Genomic DNA, 17,302 nt, shown 5'->3' with positions numbered 1-17,302 from the left:
CCTGATGCCAAAATCCGTGATTATTCCGCCGGGCACCAGCACGCCCATTGCCCCGTTTGTTCCCGGCACCCTTGCCGACGGCGTGGTGTATGTCTCCGGCACGCTGCCGTTTGATAAAGACAACAACGTGGTGTTTATCAACGACCCAAAGGCGCAAACCCGCCACGTACTGGAGACGATCAAAACCGTGATCGAAACCGCGGGTGGCACGATGGAGGACGTGACCTTCAACAGCATCTTTATCACCGACTGGAAAAACTACGCCGCGATTAACGAGATCTACGCCGAGTTCTTCCCCGGCGATAAGCCGGCCCGGTTCTGCATTCAGTGCGGGCTGGTGAAGCCAGAGGCGCTGGTTGAGATTGCCACCGTTGCGCACATCGCTAAGTGAGACAGATATGAAACTTTCCGTCTCGCCGCCCCCGTTCGAGGGCGCGCCCGTGGTAGTGCTGATTGCCGGTCTTGGGGGCAGCGGCAGCTACTGGCTGCCCCAGTTCGCCGCGCTGGAAAAGGAGTATCAGGTGGTGTGCTATGACCAGCGGGGAACGGGGAATAATCCCGACACCCTGCCGGAAGGATACAGCCTTGCGCAGATGGCGGACGAGCTGGCCCAGGCGCTGGCTGATGCCGGCATTGCCCGCTACAGCGTCGTGGGTCACGCGCTGGGGGCGCTGGTCGGCCTGCAGTTGGCGATCGACAAACCCGACGCGCTTTCTGCGCTGGTGTGTATTAACGGCTGGCTCACCCTGAACGCCCATACCCGCCGCTGTTTTGACGTTCGCGAACGTCTGCTGCATTCCGGCGGCGCGCAGGCCTGGGTCGAGGCGCAGCCGCTGTTTCTCTACCCGGCAGACTGGATGGCCGCCCGCGCGCCTCGTCTGGAGGCAGAAGAAGCGCTGGCGCTGGCCCATTTCCAGGGCAAAACCAATCTGCTGCGAAGACTGAGCGCACTGAAAAAAGCCGACTTCAGACGCCCTGCCGCACGCATTCGCTGCCCGGTACAGATCATCTGTTCTGCCGATGACAGGCTGGTGCCCGCTGTCTGCTCGTCTGAGCTGCAGGCGGCAATCCCGCACAGCCACAGCGTGGTGATGCGCCAGGGCGGGCACGCCTGCAACGTCACCGAGCCGGACACCTTTAACACCTTACTGCTGAACGGGCTTGCCAGCCTGCTGCACAGTCCTGAACCCGTTTTATAAGGAGCTTTGATGAGCGAAGCCATTACCCCCGCCGCGCTGGAAACGCTGTTCACCGGCGCCCGCACCCATAACGGCTGGCAGGATATTCCTGTCAGCGACGAAACGCTGCACGAAATCTACGACCTGATGAAATGGGGGCCCACCTCCGCCAACTGCTCCCCGGCGCGGATTGTATTTGTGCGAAGTGCAGAAGGAAAAGAGAAACTGCGCCCGGCGCTCTCCAGCGGCAACCTCGAGAAAACGCTCACCGCCCCGGTCACGGCCATTGTCGCCTGGGACGGAGAGTTCTACGAGCGCCTGCCTGAGCTGTTCCCGCACGGCGATGCAAAGAGCTGGTTTACTACCAGCCCCGCGCATGCGGAAGAGACCGCCTTTCGCAACAGCTCAATGCAGGCTGCATACCTGATTTTCGCCTGTCGCGCCCTGGGGCTGGACACCGGCCCGATGTCGGGCTTTGACCGCCAAAAAGTCGATGAGACCTTTTTCACCGGCACAACGCTTAAAAGCAATCTGCTGATCAACATTGGCTATGGCGATACCAGCAAACTTTACGGGCGCCTGCCGCGTCTGACCTTCGACGATGCCTGCGGGCTGGCGTAAGGAGCGATCGTGATGACACCGGATAAACAAACCTTTCGCGACGCCATGGCCTGCGTCGGCGCGGCAGTCAACATCATCACCACCGACGGCCCCGCGGGGATGGCAGGCTTCACCGCCAGCGCGGTGTGCAGCGTCACGGATTCACCGCCCACCCTGCTGGTGTGCCTGAACCGCGGCGCGTCCGTCTGGCCGACGTTCAGCGAAAACCGCACCCTTTGCGTGAATACCCTGAGCGCCGGACAGGAGCCTTTATCTAACCTGTTTGGCGGGAAAACGCCGATGGAGCAACGCTTTGCCGCCGCCCGCTGGCAGACGGGCGACACGGGTTGCCCGCGCCTTGAGGACGCGCTGGCCTCGTTTGACTGCCGCATCAGCCAGGTGGTCAGCGTCGGTACCCACGACATTCTGTTTTGCGACATTGTTTCGATTATCCGCCACCCCGCGCCGCAAGGGCTGGTGTGGTTTGACCGCGGCTACCACGCGCTTATGCGACCCGCCTGTTAACCCGCCTTAAGGAGACAGACCATGTTCGGATTTCCCCACTGGCAGTTGAAATCGACCTCCACAGACGCAGGCGTGGTCGCGCCGGATGAACGCCTCCCGCTCGGGCAGACGATGGTGATGGGCGTCCAGCATGCGGTTGCGATGTTTGGCGCCACGGTACTGATGCCAATGCTGATGGGACTCGATCCCAACCTCTCTATTCTGATGTCGGGTATCGGCACCCTGTTGTTCTTTTTCGTCACCGGCGGGCGCGTGCCCAGCTATCTCGGCTCCAGCGCCGCCTTTGTGGGCGTCGTCATTGCCACCACCGGGTTTAACGGCCAGGGGATCAACCCCAACCTGAGCGTGGCCCTCGGCGGCATCATCGCCTGCGGCCTGGTGTACACCCTGATTGGTCTGGTGGTGATGAAGATCGGCACGCGCTGGATAGAGCGAATGATGCCTCCCGTCGTGACGGGCGCCGTGGTGATGGCGATTGGCCTGAACCTCGCACCGATTGCGGTCAGGAGCGTCTCCGCCTCGCCGTTTGAAAGCTGGATGGCGGTGATCACGGTGATGTGCATCGGCGTGGTGGCGGTGTTTACCAAAGGTATGGTCCAGCGACTGCTGATCCTGGTTGGGCTGATTGTCGCCTGTATGATTTATGCCCTGCTGGCGAACGTTTTTGGCCTGGGCAAACCGGTTGATTTTACGCTGCTGCACCAGGCTGCCTGGTTCGGCCTGCCGCAGGTCACCTCCCCCACCTTTAATACTCAGGCGATGATGCTTATCGCGCCTGTCGCCGTTATCCTGGTGGCGGAGAACCTGGGTCACCTGAAGGCTGTAGCGGGAATGACCGGACGCAGTATGGATCCGTATATGGGGCGCGCGTTCGTCGGTGACGGGCTGGCGACCATGCTCTCCGGTTCCGTGGGCGGCAGCGGTGTCACTACCTATGCCGAAAACATCGGCGTGATGGCGGTCACCAAAGTCTACTCCACGCTGGTCTTCGTCGCAGCAGCGGTGATGGCGATACTGCTCGGCTTCTCACCGAAGTTCGGCGCGCTGATCCACACCATTCCGTCACCGGTTATCGGCGGGGCATCGATTGTGGTGTTTGGGCTGATCGCCGTGGCCGGGGCGCGCATCTGGGTGCAGCATCGGGTCGATCTCAGCCAGAACGGCAATCTGATTATGGTGGCGGTCACGCTGGTGCTTGGCGCGGGCGATTTTGCCCTCACGCTGGGCGGATTTACGATTGGCGGGATTGGCACCGCGACCTTCGGCGCGATCCTGCTTAACGCCCTGCTGAGCCGTCGGAAAGGGGATGAAGCGCAAGGGGAAGCCATCACTCCGTCCACCTAAAATCAGTGCCGCTTTCTTGCCGGGTGGCGCTTCGCTAAGCCGGCCTACATGCCAGTTGTAGGCCCGCGCAAGCGTAGCGCCGCCGGGCAAAACGGGCAGCGTGCACGTTGTTAGCTATCTGCCCCTTGTTCAGCGCCGACTCCGGCAATCGCCTTACGTCGTTTTTTTAGCTTTAGCTCGCTCACCAGCACCCCGGCGACAATAAATGCCGCGCCTACCAGGGCCAGCAGCGGCAGACGCTCCCCGGCCAGTCGCCCGAAAATGCCCGCCCAGACCGGTTCACCGGTGTAGATCACCGTCGCCCGGGTTGGCGACACGCTCCGCTGCGCCCAGTTCATGGTGACCTGAATAATGGCGCTGAAGATCCCCAGCCCCAGTGCGACCACAACCAGCCCGGTGGACATCGGCGGTACGGACTCCCCTGCCGGCACCATTGTCGCAAACGCCACCAGCGACGCGGTCGCGAGTTGCACCACCGTCACCCGTTTGACGTCCACCTTGCCCGCCCAGGCGCTGATCAGAATAATTTCCGCCGCAATGGCAATCGCCCCAATCAGGGTGATGATTTCGCCCGGCCCCAGCGCCAGCAGGTTGTTCTCCGGCCCGGCCAGTAAGATCAGACCGATAAACGCCAGCACGATGCCGATACAGGACATCAGGCCCGGAATTCTGCCGAGACAGAGCCACTGCAGTAGCGGCACCAGCGGCACATACATGGCGGTAATAAACGCGGATTTGCTGCTGGAGATAGTCTGTAAACCCCAGGTCTGCAGACTGTAGCCCATCGCTATCGCCACCCCAATCGCCACGCCGGCCTTAAGCTCTTTAAGCGTCAGCCCCCGAAGCGTTTTAAGCGAAATTAGCCCTACGGCAAGCGCCGCCGTCGCAAAGCGCAGGCCAACAAAAAAGAACGGATCGCTGAGGGTCACCGCGTACTGAACGGCCAGGAACGTCCCGCCCCAGAACATGGTGATGAGAATGAGGATGGCTTCCTGCGGTTTTACGGAGAATTTGAAGCGTGAGACAGACATGCGGCACTCGCAATTTAGATCAATTCTCTAGTGTGCGTTGCCTTTGGTTACAGTTCAATGTTGCAGAAATAAAAAAACCGCCGGGGGATCCCGGCGGCAGGGGTTCAACCCGGCGTGTTACTTGCTGCTGCCGTGGCTATTTTTGCCCCCTTTTTTACCAGCCTCTGATGCGCGCTGAGGGTCATTTTTGAAATTCCCCCCGCTAGACTGGCCACCTTTACGACCTGCTTCTGATGCTCTTTCACGGTCTTCAGCGAAATTACCTGAACCACCACGATGGTTTGCCATCTCTAACCTCCAGAGTATGAAACATTAGACATCATATTGCATTCAGTAAAAGAGGATTCTTTCACCTCGCGACTCAAGGACAGTGCCTTTATCTGTGCCGCGTGAAACTAAGCTTAGTGGAATGCGGCTATCCAGCAAGCCAGAGGTAATATTCTGCAACATGATCTCAGTCTTTTGGGTGAGACGACGCGACGGTGACTCATAAGCCTTTCTTATCATTTCAAAATTCGACTGACAGAAAGTTGTTTCATTTTACTACAAAGACTTTTTTGTAATCATATTGTTATAAATCAAAGAAATGCCGTTCATTTTTGCAGTCTGGCTGTGATGGCATATCTTTAAAAGAACGCAGCGATCCGCTGTCAGAAAAACCAACGAGGAGTGATGCAAAATGGCAAAAGTTCTGGTGCTCTATTATTCCATGTATGGACACATTGAAACCATGGCTCACGCGGTAGCAGAAGGTGCAAACAGAGTTGATGGCGTTGAGGTTGTGGTGAAACGCGTACCGGAAACCATGCAGGCGGAAGCCTTCGCAAAAGCCGGGGGAAAAACACAAAACGCCCCGGTCGCCACCCCGCAGGAGCTGGCAGATTATGATGCCATTATCTTCGGCACCCCGACCCGCTTTGGCAATATGTCAGGCCAGATGCGCACCTTCCTCGATCAAACCGGCGGGCTTTGGGCATCCGGGGCGCTCTACGGCAAACTCGCCAGCGTATTCAGCTCTACCGGCACAGGCGGCGGTCAGGAGCAGACGATTACCTCAACCTGGACTACCCTTGCTCATCATGGGATGGTGATTGTGCCGATTGGCTACGGTGCGCAGGAGTTGTTTGACGTTTCCCAGGTGCGCGGCGGTACGCCTTACGGCGCAACCACCATTGCCGGTGGAGATGGCTCACGTCAGCCAAGCAATGAAGAACTGTCTATCGCCCGCTATCAGGGTGAATATGTCGCGGGTCTGGCCAAAAAACTGAACGGCTAACACCCAACAGGAGGACAAGCATGCCAACTCAAGAATCCAAAGCTCACCACGTGGGCGAATGGGCAAGTTTACGCAACACCTCTCCGGAGATTGCCGAAGCTATCTTTGAAGTCGCGAAATACGATGAAAAGCTGGCCGAGCAGATTTGGGAGGAAGGTAACGATGAGGTGCTGGTGCGCGCCTTCGAAAAAACGGATAAAGACTCGCTCTTCTGGGGCGAACAAACCATCGAACGTAAAAACGTCTAAGCGTTTCCCCCCGCCGCAGCGGGGGGTTCTCCTTTACTTCGCCGCGTTATTCATCACCGCGTTAAATTTATCGACAGGACAGAAGCTGTTCGCATCCACCGGGCAGCCCTTCAGCTCCAGCGTCACGCGCTGTGCTGGGGATTCCAGCGACAGCACAGCGCGTGACGCAGCTGCTCCGAGCTCTGGTAGACATACTCGATTTTCATCAGCTCCTGGTTAGCATTTTTGTCGTGCCAGCGCTGGAAGACAATTTTGCCGCCAATCGGGGTACGTTCCTGCTGATCGTGCAGCTGATACGGTTTGAAATCCAGCGCCGTCAGCAGCGACGCGATGTTCGAGTCATGCCCCACCAGCAGGGTGATCTTCGGCGCTTTCGCCTGCTCGGTGACCAGCGTTTTATCGATATACTTCACCAGCGGTTTCGCCACGTTTTGCGCCACCTCGGTTGAGGTAAACAGCGAGTCCTGATAGCCGTTCTTCAGCTTCGACAGCACGCGCCACTGCTGGTCGGTCTTGATTTCGCCCCAGGCCACCTGGTCGGCAGGAAAGCCTTCGTAATACTGCAGCGTGAACGCGTCCACCAGCGAGTTACCTACCTTCAGCGGCCCGGATACGCCCGGCTCTTTTTCATAGTCGGCGCTGAAGGTATCTTTCGCGTCCGCCAGCGAGCAGACCTTTTTCTCTTTGCAGGACGGAGCATCCGCGTAGTTCGTCATCTGCTCCAGCAGCTTGTAGCTTTCTGCGAGCTGCATTTTCTGCCGCTCCGTCTCCATCGCCTTGAGGGCTTTTTCACGGAATTCCGGCGAGTTATCGGTAATCACCGGATTGAAGGTCGGATCCATGGTGCCCATTTTTTCCTGATGGTGCACGGGAACGTCGCAGCCCGGGAATGCGCCGGTGATAAAGAATTGCGCGGTGGCGACGGTGCGCTGCAGGCTGTTGGCATAAGCATAAACGCTATCCGCCGCTGGACATTCTCCCGTCTTCACCATCCCCTGCTGCGCCAGCCACTCGCGCATGTAATGGCCCATATAGACTTCCAGCACGCCACCCTTGGTGGTGAGCTGACCGCCCGGCACCTCCCACTCCGGCCACTGCTTCGGCGTGGACTGCTCCAGCACGCTGCCGTTGTTAGCGAGCGGCGCGCGCAGGTTGTGACGGCTCATGATTAAAACTTGCTCCAGCTGATACCCTTCCGGCGTCTCTTGCGCCTGCACGCCAAACGTTGCTGAAATGGAACCGGCGACTGCCAGCGCGAGTAGTGCTTTTCTCATCCCTAATTCCTCACTCGTTTTAAAATGTCGCGTTCAGTGTGACAGATTCGTGACAATTTTCCGGGAAGCATTTCTCAAACTGATGATTAACGTGCTTACGGAGTACGCCAATTAGTTTTATAATAAAACCACACCCCACCGGAGAATTCGCTGTGAAACGTACCCGCCTTGAAGAGAGCACCTGCCCCGTCGCCCGTTCGCTGGATATCATCGGCGACTGGTGGTCGCTGCTGATTGTTCGCGACGCGCTGCGCGGGATTAAGCGCTTCGGCGAGTTCCAGAAAAGCCTCGGTATCGCGAAAAACATGCTGACCACGCGGCTAAAACTGCTGGTCGACGAAGAGATCCTCCGGCTTCAGCCCGCGTCCGACGGCAGCGCCTGGCAGGAATATGTCCTGACCGATAAAGGGCGCGCCCTGCAGACGGTGCTGGTGGCCCTGTCCCAGTGGGGGAATGAGTTTTTGTTTGCTGAAAACGAATGCGGCACCGTACTCGTTGATAACGAACAGCGTAAACCCCTGCGTAAACTGCTGCTTATCGCCGACGATGGGCGCGAACTGACGCCTGAAGAGATCGTGGCTAAACTCCCCACCTGATCCTTCCCGAGGGCAAAAGCACAAAATGCCCGCCAAAATGGTTGCATTATAAAACCAAATGGCAGAGAGTTAATTCAGTTTCATATTGAAACCAAACAACCCACTTTGCTTTGAGGTAACACACGATGACTACGCAAATCACCACTGCCCTGATTACGGGCGCCTCTTCAGGGATTGGTGCCGTTTATGCCGATCGCCTTGCCGCTCGCGGTGCTAACCTGGTGCTGGTTGCCCGCCGCGAGGATCGCCTGAAAACCCTCGCTGCCGACCTGCGCGCACGCTATGGCGTGGCCGTCGATATTCTGGTGGCCGATCTCACCGACGAGACCGGGATCCGCGCCGTGGAAGAGGAGCTGCGCAGCAATACCGCCATTGATACGCTCATTAACAACGCGGGCACCGCGCAGATGGCACCGTTCCTCGCGGGCGAGGTGGCGCAGCATCAGGCCATCAACACCCTGAACACCACGGCGCTGATGCGTTTAACCTACGCCATCCTGCCCCACCTGGCGCAGAACAACCGCGGCACGCTGATCAATATCGCATCCGTACTGGCCCTGCACGTCCGCGCCGGCAGCGCGCTCTACAGCGCCACCAAGGCGTGGGTACTGAGCTTTACCCGCGGGTTACAGGAAGAATTTGCCGACAGCAACGTGCGCATTCAGGCCGTGCTGCCCGCCGCCACGGCAACAGAAATCTGGAGCCATTCGGGCGTCACGGTGAACGATCTGCCGGAAGGATCGGTGATGACCACCGACGATATGGTGGATGCGTCGCTGGCGGGTCTGGATCAGGGCGAACCGATCACCATCCCGCCGATGCATGACGCAGGCCTGTGGGAGCGCTACGAAGCGGCGCGTCTTGAGCTATTCAACAGCGCGCGCACCGGCATTCCGGCACCGCGCTACGTAAAACAGTAGCCTAACGCTCAAGCTGGTCGCCATACTCGCTCATCCAGGCGGCCAGCGGCGAGAGTGCGTCCTGCAGGGTTAACCCCAGCCCGGTGATCTGATACTCCACGCGCGGCGGGATTTCCGGGTAGACCGTCCGCGTCACCAGCCCGCGCTGCTCAAACAGGCGCAGCTGCTTCGTCAGCTCTTTCTGGGTGATGGGGGCAGCAGCACGCAGCAGATCGCCAAAGCGCACGGGCGAGTTAAAGACAATCAGGCGATAGAGGATCGGGATCGCCCACTTACCGGATATCAGGTTCACAAACTGCGTCATCGGGCAGGTATACGCCTCAGATTTTTTTTCGCAACACCCCTCCAGCATTTCTGCCATAGCACACCTCTTGCCTCTTTAGTATCCATTTGGTACCTGGTTTCCTTTCGATACTAACGTTTCTATAGTGCTTTCTCCAGTGACATTTCAGGAGAAGAACATGGGTCGTTTAACCGATAAGTATACCTTGATTACCGGCGGCACTAGCGGCATCGGTCTCGCTACCGCGCAGGCGTTTATCGCTGAAGGGGCACGCGTCGCCGTGACCGGACGTAACCCGGACACCCTCGCCGAAGCAGAGCGCATTCTGGGCGATAAGGCCTGGGTGATCCCGACCGATGCGGGAGATATCACCTCGCAAAAAGCGCTGGCGGAAACCCTCGCCGCCCGCTGGCCACGCCTGGACGCGGTATTTCTCAACGCCGGCGACGTGACGCACGCGCCGCTGGAAGCCTGGCAGGAAGAGGCCTGGGACCGTCTGATGAACATCAACCTGAAGGGACCGTTCTTTTTAATCCAGGCACTGCTGCCGCTGCTGAATAACCCGTCCTCGGTGATCCTTTGCGGCTCCGTGAGCGCTCGCATCGGCCTGCCCACCAGCAGCGTATATGCTGCGAGCAAGGCCGCCCTGCTGTCGCTGGCGCGAACGCTGTCGGCGGAGCTGCTGCCGCGCGGGATCCGCGTCAACGGCCTGAGCCCCGGTCCGGTGGAAACCCCGGCCTTTACGAAGACGGGACTAAGCGAAGAGGCGCTTAACGCAATGATGGCAGAGGTCATCAAACTGGTGCCGCTCGGCAGAATGGGCTCGACGACGGAACTGGCAAAAGCCGCGCTCTATCTGGCCTCCGACGAGTCGAGCTACACGGTAGGCACGGAGCTGCTGGTGGACGGCGGAATGGGGAGTTTGTAATTCAAAAGGCGCTGATGCCGGTGACCGCGCCGACATACAGCGCCGCCCACGCGCAGGCGGAAAGCAGGCTGACGGCGTAAACTTTGACTGCGTTCAGCCTGAGCATCCCCGCCGCCAGCGGCACGATGTAACGCAGCACCGCCAGAAAGCGCGACGTAAACAGTGCGATTTCACCGTTCTTTTGCAACTGATGCTGAACCCGTAAAAATTTTTCGGCATGCTTCGACGTGAAGCGCGTGACCATCCGGGTATGCCCCATCAGCTGGCCGATATGGTAATTCAGCACCGACCCCGCCGTTGCCCCCATCGCTACGGCGAGCCACGCCAGCGCAGGATGCATGCTCCCCTGGCTGACGGTAATGCCCGCCAGCAGCATCACCGACGCGGGCGGCAGCACGGAGGAGATCAGCACCGTCGATTTACTCAGCGCCATCACGAATAACAGCGCGAACAGATGTGCCGGATAGAGCGCAAAATGATTCAGCAGATTATCAAACCACGCCATTTCCCTCTCCCCCGCTGATTATTTAATCCTCCATTAGAAATGAATTATCTTAAATAAACCTTCAACGCTTTATTAATAAAGATACGCCTAAACCGTTCTTAAACATTATTTAATTTTCTGAGCGGTAAAATTAAATAAGCGTATTATCCCTCACGTTTTACAACGATCTCGTTATGGCGAGGCTCCTGTACAAATACACGTTATCGCTCTGGTGGGTTCGAGAGAACCGGCACAGGGTAAAACAGGCACTGTCGAATCAAGGCTTTGTCAGTATAACTTCCCTCACGGGATACGGTGTACAGTGCTGAACCCAGGACGTGGGGATCTCCTCTTCGACATGCCCTGTCTTGCTCGCCCCTGAGAGATGTTATTATTCAAAGGGAATTCACTATGTCTTACGCTATTCACAACCAAAACCTGGCATTCAATGACAGCGCGATCGCGCAATATATGAATACCGATTTTATTGTCCTCGATATTTCATTATGCGTGGCGCTGGCGCGCGAGCAATTCTTCGAAAAATTGAAAGACGACGATATTCCGTCTCATATTTTTATTGAAGACAATGGCCGCCTGGCGGGCATGATTGCCGTGCGTAAATTGCTGCAGACCGCCGACACGGTACAGCCGGTGAAATCGCTGATGATTTCGCAGTTTTTGCAGGTCAAACCGGAGGATGAACGAGCCGACGTTGCCGGACTGCTGGCGCACGGCGACGCGGATGTGGTGCCCGTAGTCACCCACGGCAAGCTCGTCGGCTGCCTGACCGAGCGCGAAATCGCCCATCTGCTGGAAGATGACGTCACCGAAGATGCTCAGCTTCAGGGGGCGACGCTGCCGCTGGAGAAGCCCTATCTGGAAACCAGCGCCTTCAGCCTGTGGAAGAAACGCTCCGTCTGGCTGCTGCTGCTGTTTGTCGCGGAAGCCTACACCAGCTCGGTGATCCAGCATTTTGAAGAGGCGCTGGAGTCCGCCATCGCACTGGCGTTCTTTATTCCACTGCTGATCGGCACGGGCGGCAACAGCGGGACGCAGATCACCTCCACGCTGGTGCGCGCCATGGCGCTGGGGGAAGTGCGTCTGCGCGACGTTGGCCGCGTGCTGCGTAAAGAGATGACCACCTCGCTGATGATTGCCGTCACGCTGGGGATTGCCGGGTGTATCCGCGCCTGGATGATGGGGATTGGGCTGGAAATCACGCTTATCGTCAGCCTGACGCTGGTGTGCATTACGCTCTGGAGTGCGATTGTGTCGTCGGTGATCCCGATGGTGCTCAAGCGCTGCGGCATTGACCCGGCGGTCGTCTCCGCGCCGTTTATCGCGACGCTCATCGACGGAACGGGGCTGATTATCTACTTCAAAATCGCCCAGTACACGTTGGGGCTGGAGTGATCATGTGAGCACCTCATTCATTCGAATGAGGTGCTCGCTCAGCTAACCATCGCCGAGCTGATGCGCGATCTCACGCAGCTGCTGGGCAAGCGCCTGCAGGTTTTTCCCCTTCTCCCCTTTTGGCCCGGTGGACTGCCGCACCACCAGACGAGCAGGTAAAATCGAGGACATACGCTGGGCATTATCTTCACCGCTGTCCAGTATGCGGCGTACCGCCTCTTTACCCTGCAGATCTAAATCCAGCGATACCGTCGTCAGCGCCGGGTAGAAGAACGCACTTTCATAGGTGTCATCGTAGCCAATTACCGACTTTTCGCCTGGAATTGAAATCTGCTGCTGATGGAACGCGCTCAGCACGCCGAGCGCCATCTGGTCGTTAGCCACCAGCACGGCGGTAAATTGCCCCGCTTCACGCAGCATCTGCAAGGCACCGGCGTAACCGCTCTGAGCGTCCCAGTTTCCGCGGATCACCGCCGCAGGCTCCAGGCCGTAACCCTTGAGGGTTTCGATCCAGCTTTTTAGCCTCAGCTGCGCCGATACGGAGGATGCCGGACCCGCCAGCAGGGCAATATCCCGATGCCCCAGTTCGTAGAGATATTTGACGCTGGCGCGGGTGCCATCCGCCGGGTTAAACGAAACGTTAAACACGGAACTGTACGGGTCTACATCAAGAAACAGGCAGACGATATCGTCGTTGTCGGTGGCGATTTTCTGCGCCGCTTCAGCCTCCAGCGGCACGTTGATGATCACCTTGCTCACCAGCTGGGATTTCAGCTCGTTGATAGAATCCTGAATACTGTGGTTGACGTTCTCATCAATCATGGAGATCAGAACCTGGTAACCTTCCACATTGGCATAGCGTTTCACCGCCGCCGCAACCTGCGAAGGCGCGTGCAGCGCCAGCGAAATCGTCACCAGCCCAACGGTCTGGCTCTGCTTGCCCACCAGCTGCTGAGCCAGTCGGTTGGGTACATACCGCAATAACTCTATGGATTTCTCCACCTTGCTGCGCGTGGCGTCGGATACATTGGCAGATTTATTCAGTACCCTGGACACGGTCTGATAGGAGACGCCCGCATGGCGTGCCACGTCCTCTAACGTTGCGCTTTTCGACTTCATGGTCCGGTTCCTTATGTTGTTATGCGCTGATTGTAACAGGGGTGCTGAAAAAAAACGCTCACCACCCTCTCGCCGTGGGCATAACGCCATCAAAAAGTACGACGCTCACAATGACATAATTTGTGTCCAATCTCATTACTCGTCACAAAATTGTCTATTTTATTTGCAGTTAATCACACATTTAGGATCGCGTAATTGCCAGTTAGCGGGTTTAGGCATTTTATGACAGCGGATTTGTGAACGTATTACAAAACAATAAGAGGGTTACAATGAACACGACGATCCGCTCTGTATCTGTTGCGTTGGCTGCCGCACTGGCATCTCCTTCGCTGTTTGCAGCGTCTTCAGTACCGATTGATTTTCATGGATATCTTCGCTCCGGCGTGGGCGTCTCACGGGATGGTGGGATGGAGGAGTGGCAAAAGAACAAAATTGGCCGTCTGGGTAACGAGGCCGACACCTACGGCGAGCTGGAGCTGGGCTCCGAGGTGTACAAAAAGAACGACGTCAGTTTCTATCTCGACAGCATGGTGAGCATGGTCTCAGACGGCTCCAACGACAATGAAACCACCTTAGATGACGATGCCCAGTTCGGCCTGCGCCAGCTTAACCTGCAGATCAAGGGGCTGATCCCCGGGGATCCCAATGCGGCGATTTGGGGCGGTAAGCGCTACTACCAGCGCCATGACCTGCACATCATTGATACCAAATACTGGAATATTTCCGGCTCCGGTGCGGGTATCGAGAACTACACGCTTGGCCCGGGCGCAGTCTCCGTTGCGTGGATCCGCGGCGATGCTAACGACGTGGACTATCGCGTGGATGGCGACAGCGACGTTAACATCAACTACATCGACCTTCGCTATGCGGGCTGGAAGCCGTGGGCGGGCGCGTGGACGGAAGTGGGCATTGATTACGCCATGCCAAACCCGACCAACAAGCAGAAAGAGTACGGCGGGCTGTACGAGGCCGATAACGGCGTGATGGTCACCGGTGAGATCAGCCAGGATATGTTTGGCGGCTATAACAAGCTGGTGCTGCAGTACGCCAATAAAGGTCTGGCCCAGAACATGGTGTCTCAGGGTGGCGGCTGGTACGACATGTGGAACTACGTCAACGACGCCACCGGCTACCGCGTGATTAACACCGGCTTAATTCCGATTACCGACAAATTCTCCTTCAACCACGTGTTGACCTGGGGCTCGGCGGACGACACCACGCAGTACACGGACAAATCCCGCCTGGTATCGCTGGTGGGGCGCGCGCAGTATCAGTTCACCGAATACGTGCGTTTGATTGGCGAAGTGGGCGGATTCTACCAGCAAGATACCTACACCGACGGCTCTAAGTACAAGCAGAGCGGCGAGAAGTACACCCTCGCGCTGGGGCTGGCAGATGGACCTGATTTTATGTCGCGTCCTGAACTGCGCGTCTTTGCCTCTTACCTGAATGATTCCGAAAAAGGGCAATCCTTCGAAGATGGCACCGCGAATAATACCTGGAACTTTGGGGTACAGGTCGAAGCCTGGTGGTAAGTTTTCATTTTTAAAAAGCGTTAATCATTATTGTATCTCCAGCTATTTGCAGCCTATATCTCTGCTCAGGGATAGCCATTACGTTGGCTATCCCTTTTTTATATTTACTGATTAAAATGTTCGTCTAATAATTTCCGTAATGTATCAGACTGCCTGCCGAATATAGCGTGCACCTGCTGGCCGATAATAATCACCCCCAGCGCACCCTCATTCTGTAACGCCTGTGAATCGACCTTATTTAAATCTTTTACCGTCACGCGCAGGCGGGTAATACAGGCTTCGACGTGCTCGATATTATCGTCGCCGCCAAATGCCGGAATTAAACGCTGGGTAATTTGACTGTCCATAATACGCCTCTCTGTTATGTAGATAAAAAAATGCCCGCTCGTAGAGCAGGCGTTCTGTGCCTTGTTGCCAGGACGGTGCGGTCTGATGCCCTCACCCCAACCCTCTCCCACGGGGAGAGGGAGAAAATCAACTACGCTTTACGCTTGAGCACCCGGCTGTCCCAGGGGAGCAGCACGGTATCGCCCGCAACGGCGGCATCGTTCATGCAGTCGGTGTACCCCTGCGGCAGCGTGATGAGCTGCTGCTGGGCCGTGTAGTTCTGCACAAACACCCACGTGGTTTCGCCATCCGTACGCGCCGTCGCGACCACGCCCGGTGGGAAATCCCCCTCGACCGCGCGCGGCAGCGCCAGCTCGTCAATAATCCCGGCGAAGAAATCGCGCTGGAACGGCAGGTCGTTGCGCGAGGCCACGTGCCACGCCTTGCCTTTGCCGAAGCGGTTGACCGTCACCGCAGGGCGACCGGCGTAGAAATCATCCCGGTAGGTTGCCAGCGCCTGTGCGGATTCGGTATGGATCAGCTCGCACAGATGCCTGACCTGATACGGCCCCTGCAGGCCCGCCGCATTGCCCGCAAGCCCCTGAACCAGGTTGCGCTCTCCGTCACCCAGGCAGTCAATCTCTTCCGCCCAGATGCCGAGGAGCTTGCGCAGCGGGCCCGGGAAACCGCCGAGGTGGCAGAGGTCGGTCTCATCCACTACCCCGCTCCAGTAGGTCGTCACCAGATGCCCGCCCGCGGCCACAAAGGCTTCTGCCCGCTCGGCGAAACCTTCGCGCACCATGTAGAGCATGGGGGCAATCACCAGCGCGTAGCGGCTCAGATCGCCGTCAGCGTCGATGACGTCGACCGCGATGCCCTTTTCCCAGAACGGACGATAGTGTTCGTTGACGGTTTTTTCGTACTCCATCCCCATGTTGCGCGGGCCTTCGGCATCGTCCAGCGCCCAGCGGTTTTGCTGGTCAAAGATAATGGCCACGCGCGCGTCGGTGCGGCACCCCACCACATCAGGCAGACGCGCAAGCATCTCCCCCAGACGCGTCACTTCACGCCCGACGCGGGTATCAAGATGCCCCACGTGATCGATAACCGCCCCGTGGAATTTCTCCACCGACCCGCGGCTCTTACGCCACTGGAAGTACTGCACCGAATCCGCCCCGTGCGCCACCGCCTGGATAGAGGAAAGAATATGCATGCCCGGCTTTTTCAGCTTGCTGGTCGGCTGCCAGTTAGTGGTGCTCGGCGTGGACTCCATCAGCACAAAGGGTTTACCGCCCTTCAGGCTGCGCATCATGTCGTGGTACATGGCGGTATAGCAGGCCAGCTGCGTTTCGTCTTTCTCCTTGTGCCACATCGGGTAGCTGTCCCAGGAGATAAAGTCGATCGCTTTCGCCAGCTGCCAGTAGTCGTAATCGTAGAAATACTCCATAAAGTTGGTCGTCACCGGCAGTTCGGCATTGGCGGCCTTCAGCGGCGCCACCTCATGCTGGCAAAAATCGGTGACCTGCGCGGTATTGAAGCGGCGCCAGTCGAGATTCAGGCCGTGAATCGACACTTCCCCCTGCGGCGCGGGGGACTCAATCTGCGACCAGTCGGTGTAGGTATGGCTCCAGAAGGTGCTCCACCACGCATGGTTCAGCGCGTCGAGGGTTTTGTAGCGCGCCTTTAGCCAGTCGCGGAAGCGTTCCTGACACAGTCTACAGTGGCATTCGCCGCCGTACTCGTTGGAGATATGCCAGCCCAGTACCGCCGGATGATGCGAATAGCGCGCCGCCAGCAGGCTGTTAATGTTCATCGTTTTTTCGCGGTAGACCGGAGACGACATGCAGTGGTTATGTCGCCCGCCGTGCAGCGCGGGGACGCGGTTGCGCCCGACGCGCAGAACTTCCGGATATTTTTGCGACATCCATGCCGGACGCGCGCCGCTCGGCGTAGCGAGAAATATATGAATGCCCGCCGCATAGAGTTTTTCAATAATGCTGTCCAGCCAGGCAAAATCATATTCTCCTTCCTGCGGCTCGAGTTTCGCCCAGCTAAATATCCCCACCGACATGACATTACATTTCGCCTGCTGCATCATGGCGATATCTTTTTCAATAATACCGGGGTAATTCTCCCATTGCTCCGGGTTGTAGTCGGCGCCATGCAATAACGCCGCGACCTTTGGACTTAAAGGCGCAAATTTATTCATATTTAAAACGTC

The 17,302-nt window shown here is 57.6% G+C and carries 19 protein-coding genes, 1 pseudogene and 1 riboswitch; of the genes and pseudogenes, 12 read left to right on the top strand and 8 right to left on the bottom strand.

What is annotated here, in order from left to right; translation table 11 throughout:
* Positions 1–4: 4 nt before the first annotated feature.
* The 5 genes from rutC to rutG are packed head-to-tail and all read left to right on the top strand — an operon-like array spanning position 5 to position 3,647.
* The gene (gene rutC / locus N2K86_RS07830; protein ID WP_010429508.1) at positions 5–391 is read left to right on the top strand and encodes a pyrimidine utilization protein C; all 387 of its coding nucleotides are present in this window, start codon (positions 5–7) and stop codon (positions 389–391) included.
* Between the two features lie 7 nt (positions 392–398).
* Entirely contained in the window at positions 399–1,199 is an 801-nt protein-coding gene (gene rutD, locus N2K86_RS07825) for a pyrimidine utilization protein D (RefSeq protein WP_260661059.1), read from the top strand.
* Positions 1,200–1,208: 9 nt separating this feature from the next.
* Entirely contained in the window at positions 1,209–1,799 is a 591-nt protein-coding gene (locus N2K86_RS07820; RefSeq protein ID WP_260661058.1) for a malonic semialdehyde reductase, read from the top strand.
* A 12-nt stretch (positions 1,800–1,811) separates the two neighbouring features.
* A complete protein-coding gene (rutF, locus tag N2K86_RS07815; RefSeq protein WP_407065274.1) occupies positions 1,812–2,303 on the top strand; it encodes an NADH-dependent FMN reductase RutF in 492 nt (163 codons plus the stop codon).
* Positions 2,304–2,324: 21 nt separating this feature from the next.
* Positions 2,325–3,647 carry a pyrimidine utilization transport protein G gene (rutG, locus tag N2K86_RS07810; protein WP_260661056.1) on the top strand — a complete coding sequence of 441 codons (1,323 nt, stop codon included), beginning with the start codon at positions 2,325–2,327 and terminating at the stop codon, positions 3,645–3,647.
* A gap of 110 nt (positions 3,648–3,757) precedes the next feature.
* On the opposite strand, the gene N2K86_RS07805 is transcribed toward rutG, so the two are convergent.
* Positions 3,758–4,678, bottom strand: a complete 921-nt coding sequence (locus N2K86_RS07805) for a DMT family transporter (RefSeq protein WP_260661055.1) — start codon at positions 4,676–4,678, stop codon at positions 3,758–3,760.
* A 117-nt stretch (positions 4,679–4,795) separates the two neighbouring features.
* A complete protein-coding gene (locus N2K86_RS07800) occupies positions 4,796–4,966 on the bottom strand; it encodes a general stress protein (protein ID WP_059354485.1) in 171 nt (56 codons plus the stop codon).
* Between the two features lie 391 nt (positions 4,967–5,357).
* Between N2K86_RS07800 and wrbA the strand changes: the two genes are divergently transcribed.
* Entirely contained in the window at positions 5,358–5,954 is a 597-nt protein-coding gene (gene wrbA / locus N2K86_RS07795; RefSeq protein ID WP_006809323.1) for an NAD(P)H:quinone oxidoreductase, read from the top strand.
* 20 nt (positions 5,955–5,974) lie between these two features.
* The gene (locus N2K86_RS07790) at positions 5,975–6,202 is read left to right on the top strand and encodes a YccJ family protein (RefSeq protein ID WP_008499832.1); all 228 of its coding nucleotides are present in this window, start codon (positions 5,975–5,977) and stop codon (positions 6,200–6,202) included.
* Between the two features lie 33 nt (positions 6,203–6,235).
* On the opposite strand, the pseudogene agp reads toward N2K86_RS07790, so the two are convergent.
* Positions 6,236–7,476: pseudogene (agp, locus tag N2K86_RS07785) on the bottom strand (bifunctional glucose-1-phosphatase/inositol phosphatase).
* 152 nt (positions 7,477–7,628) lie between these two features.
* Here agp and N2K86_RS07780 point away from each other — a divergent pair.
* Both N2K86_RS07780 and N2K86_RS07775 read left to right on the top strand, forming a co-directional pair.
* A complete protein-coding gene (locus N2K86_RS07780; RefSeq protein ID WP_260661054.1) occupies positions 7,629–8,072 on the top strand; it encodes a winged helix-turn-helix transcriptional regulator in 444 nt (147 codons plus the stop codon).
* Between the two features lie 125 nt (positions 8,073–8,197).
* Positions 8,198–8,992 carry an SDR family NAD(P)-dependent oxidoreductase gene (locus N2K86_RS07775; protein ID WP_260661053.1) on the top strand — a complete coding sequence of 265 codons (795 nt, stop codon included), beginning with the start codon at positions 8,198–8,200 and terminating at the stop codon, positions 8,990–8,992.
* 1 nt (position 8,993) lies between these two features.
* On the opposite strand, the gene N2K86_RS07770 is transcribed toward N2K86_RS07775, so the two are convergent.
* Complete coding sequence (locus tag N2K86_RS07770; RefSeq protein ID WP_260661052.1) at positions 8,994–9,353, bottom strand: winged helix-turn-helix transcriptional regulator; 360 nt, start codon at positions 9,351–9,353, stop codon at positions 8,994–8,996.
* Between the two features lie 100 nt (positions 9,354–9,453).
* Between N2K86_RS07770 and N2K86_RS07765 the strand changes: the two genes are divergently transcribed.
* A complete protein-coding gene (locus tag N2K86_RS07765) occupies positions 9,454–10,203 on the top strand; it encodes an SDR family oxidoreductase (RefSeq protein WP_260661051.1) in 750 nt (249 codons plus the stop codon).
* A 1-nt stretch (position 10,204) separates the two neighbouring features.
* Here the strand turns inward: N2K86_RS07765 and N2K86_RS07760 are convergent, their stop codons facing one another.
* A complete protein-coding gene (locus N2K86_RS07760; RefSeq protein WP_260661050.1) occupies positions 10,205–10,708 on the bottom strand; it encodes a DedA family protein in 504 nt (167 codons plus the stop codon).
* A gap of 160 nt (positions 10,709–10,868) precedes the next feature.
* Positions 10,869–11,038: riboswitch (M-box (ykoK) riboswitch) on the top strand.
* A gap of 60 nt (positions 11,039–11,098) precedes the next feature.
* Between N2K86_RS07760 and N2K86_RS07755 the strand changes: the two genes are divergently transcribed.
* Positions 11,099–12,100 carry a magnesium transporter gene (locus N2K86_RS07755; RefSeq protein ID WP_260661049.1) on the top strand — a complete coding sequence of 334 codons (1,002 nt, stop codon included), beginning with the start codon at positions 11,099–11,101 and terminating at the stop codon, positions 12,098–12,100.
* A gap of 42 nt (positions 12,101–12,142) precedes the next feature.
* Here N2K86_RS07755 and N2K86_RS07750 read toward each other — a convergent pair whose 3' ends face one another.
* Complete coding sequence (locus N2K86_RS07750) at positions 12,143–13,219, bottom strand: LacI family DNA-binding transcriptional regulator (protein WP_260661048.1); 1,077 nt, start codon at positions 13,217–13,219, stop codon at positions 12,143–12,145.
* A 269-nt stretch (positions 13,220–13,488) separates the two neighbouring features.
* Between N2K86_RS07750 and N2K86_RS07745 the strand changes: the two genes are divergently transcribed.
* The gene (locus N2K86_RS07745; RefSeq protein ID WP_260661047.1) at positions 13,489–14,754 is read left to right on the top strand and encodes a maltoporin; all 1,266 of its coding nucleotides are present in this window, start codon (positions 13,489–13,491) and stop codon (positions 14,752–14,754) included.
* Positions 14,755–14,858: 104 nt separating this feature from the next.
* Here the strand turns inward: N2K86_RS07745 and N2K86_RS07740 are convergent, their stop codons facing one another.
* Both N2K86_RS07740 and N2K86_RS07735 read right to left on the bottom strand, forming a co-directional pair.
* A complete protein-coding gene (locus N2K86_RS07740; protein WP_072250618.1) occupies positions 14,859–15,101 on the bottom strand; it encodes a glucose PTS transporter subunit EIIB in 243 nt (80 codons plus the stop codon).
* Between the two features lie 131 nt (positions 15,102–15,232).
* Positions 15,233–17,290 carry a beta-galactosidase gene (locus N2K86_RS07735; protein WP_260661046.1) on the bottom strand — a complete coding sequence of 686 codons (2,058 nt, stop codon included), beginning with the start codon at positions 17,288–17,290 and terminating at the stop codon, positions 15,233–15,235.
* Positions 17,291–17,302 lie beyond the last annotated feature (12 nt).

Source organism: Enterobacter mori (assembly GCF_025244905.1).
Classification (GTDB): Bacteria; Pseudomonadota; Gammaproteobacteria; order Enterobacterales; family Enterobacteriaceae; genus Enterobacter; species Enterobacter mori_A.
This window is presented reverse-complemented; position numbering and strand designations above follow the sequence as displayed.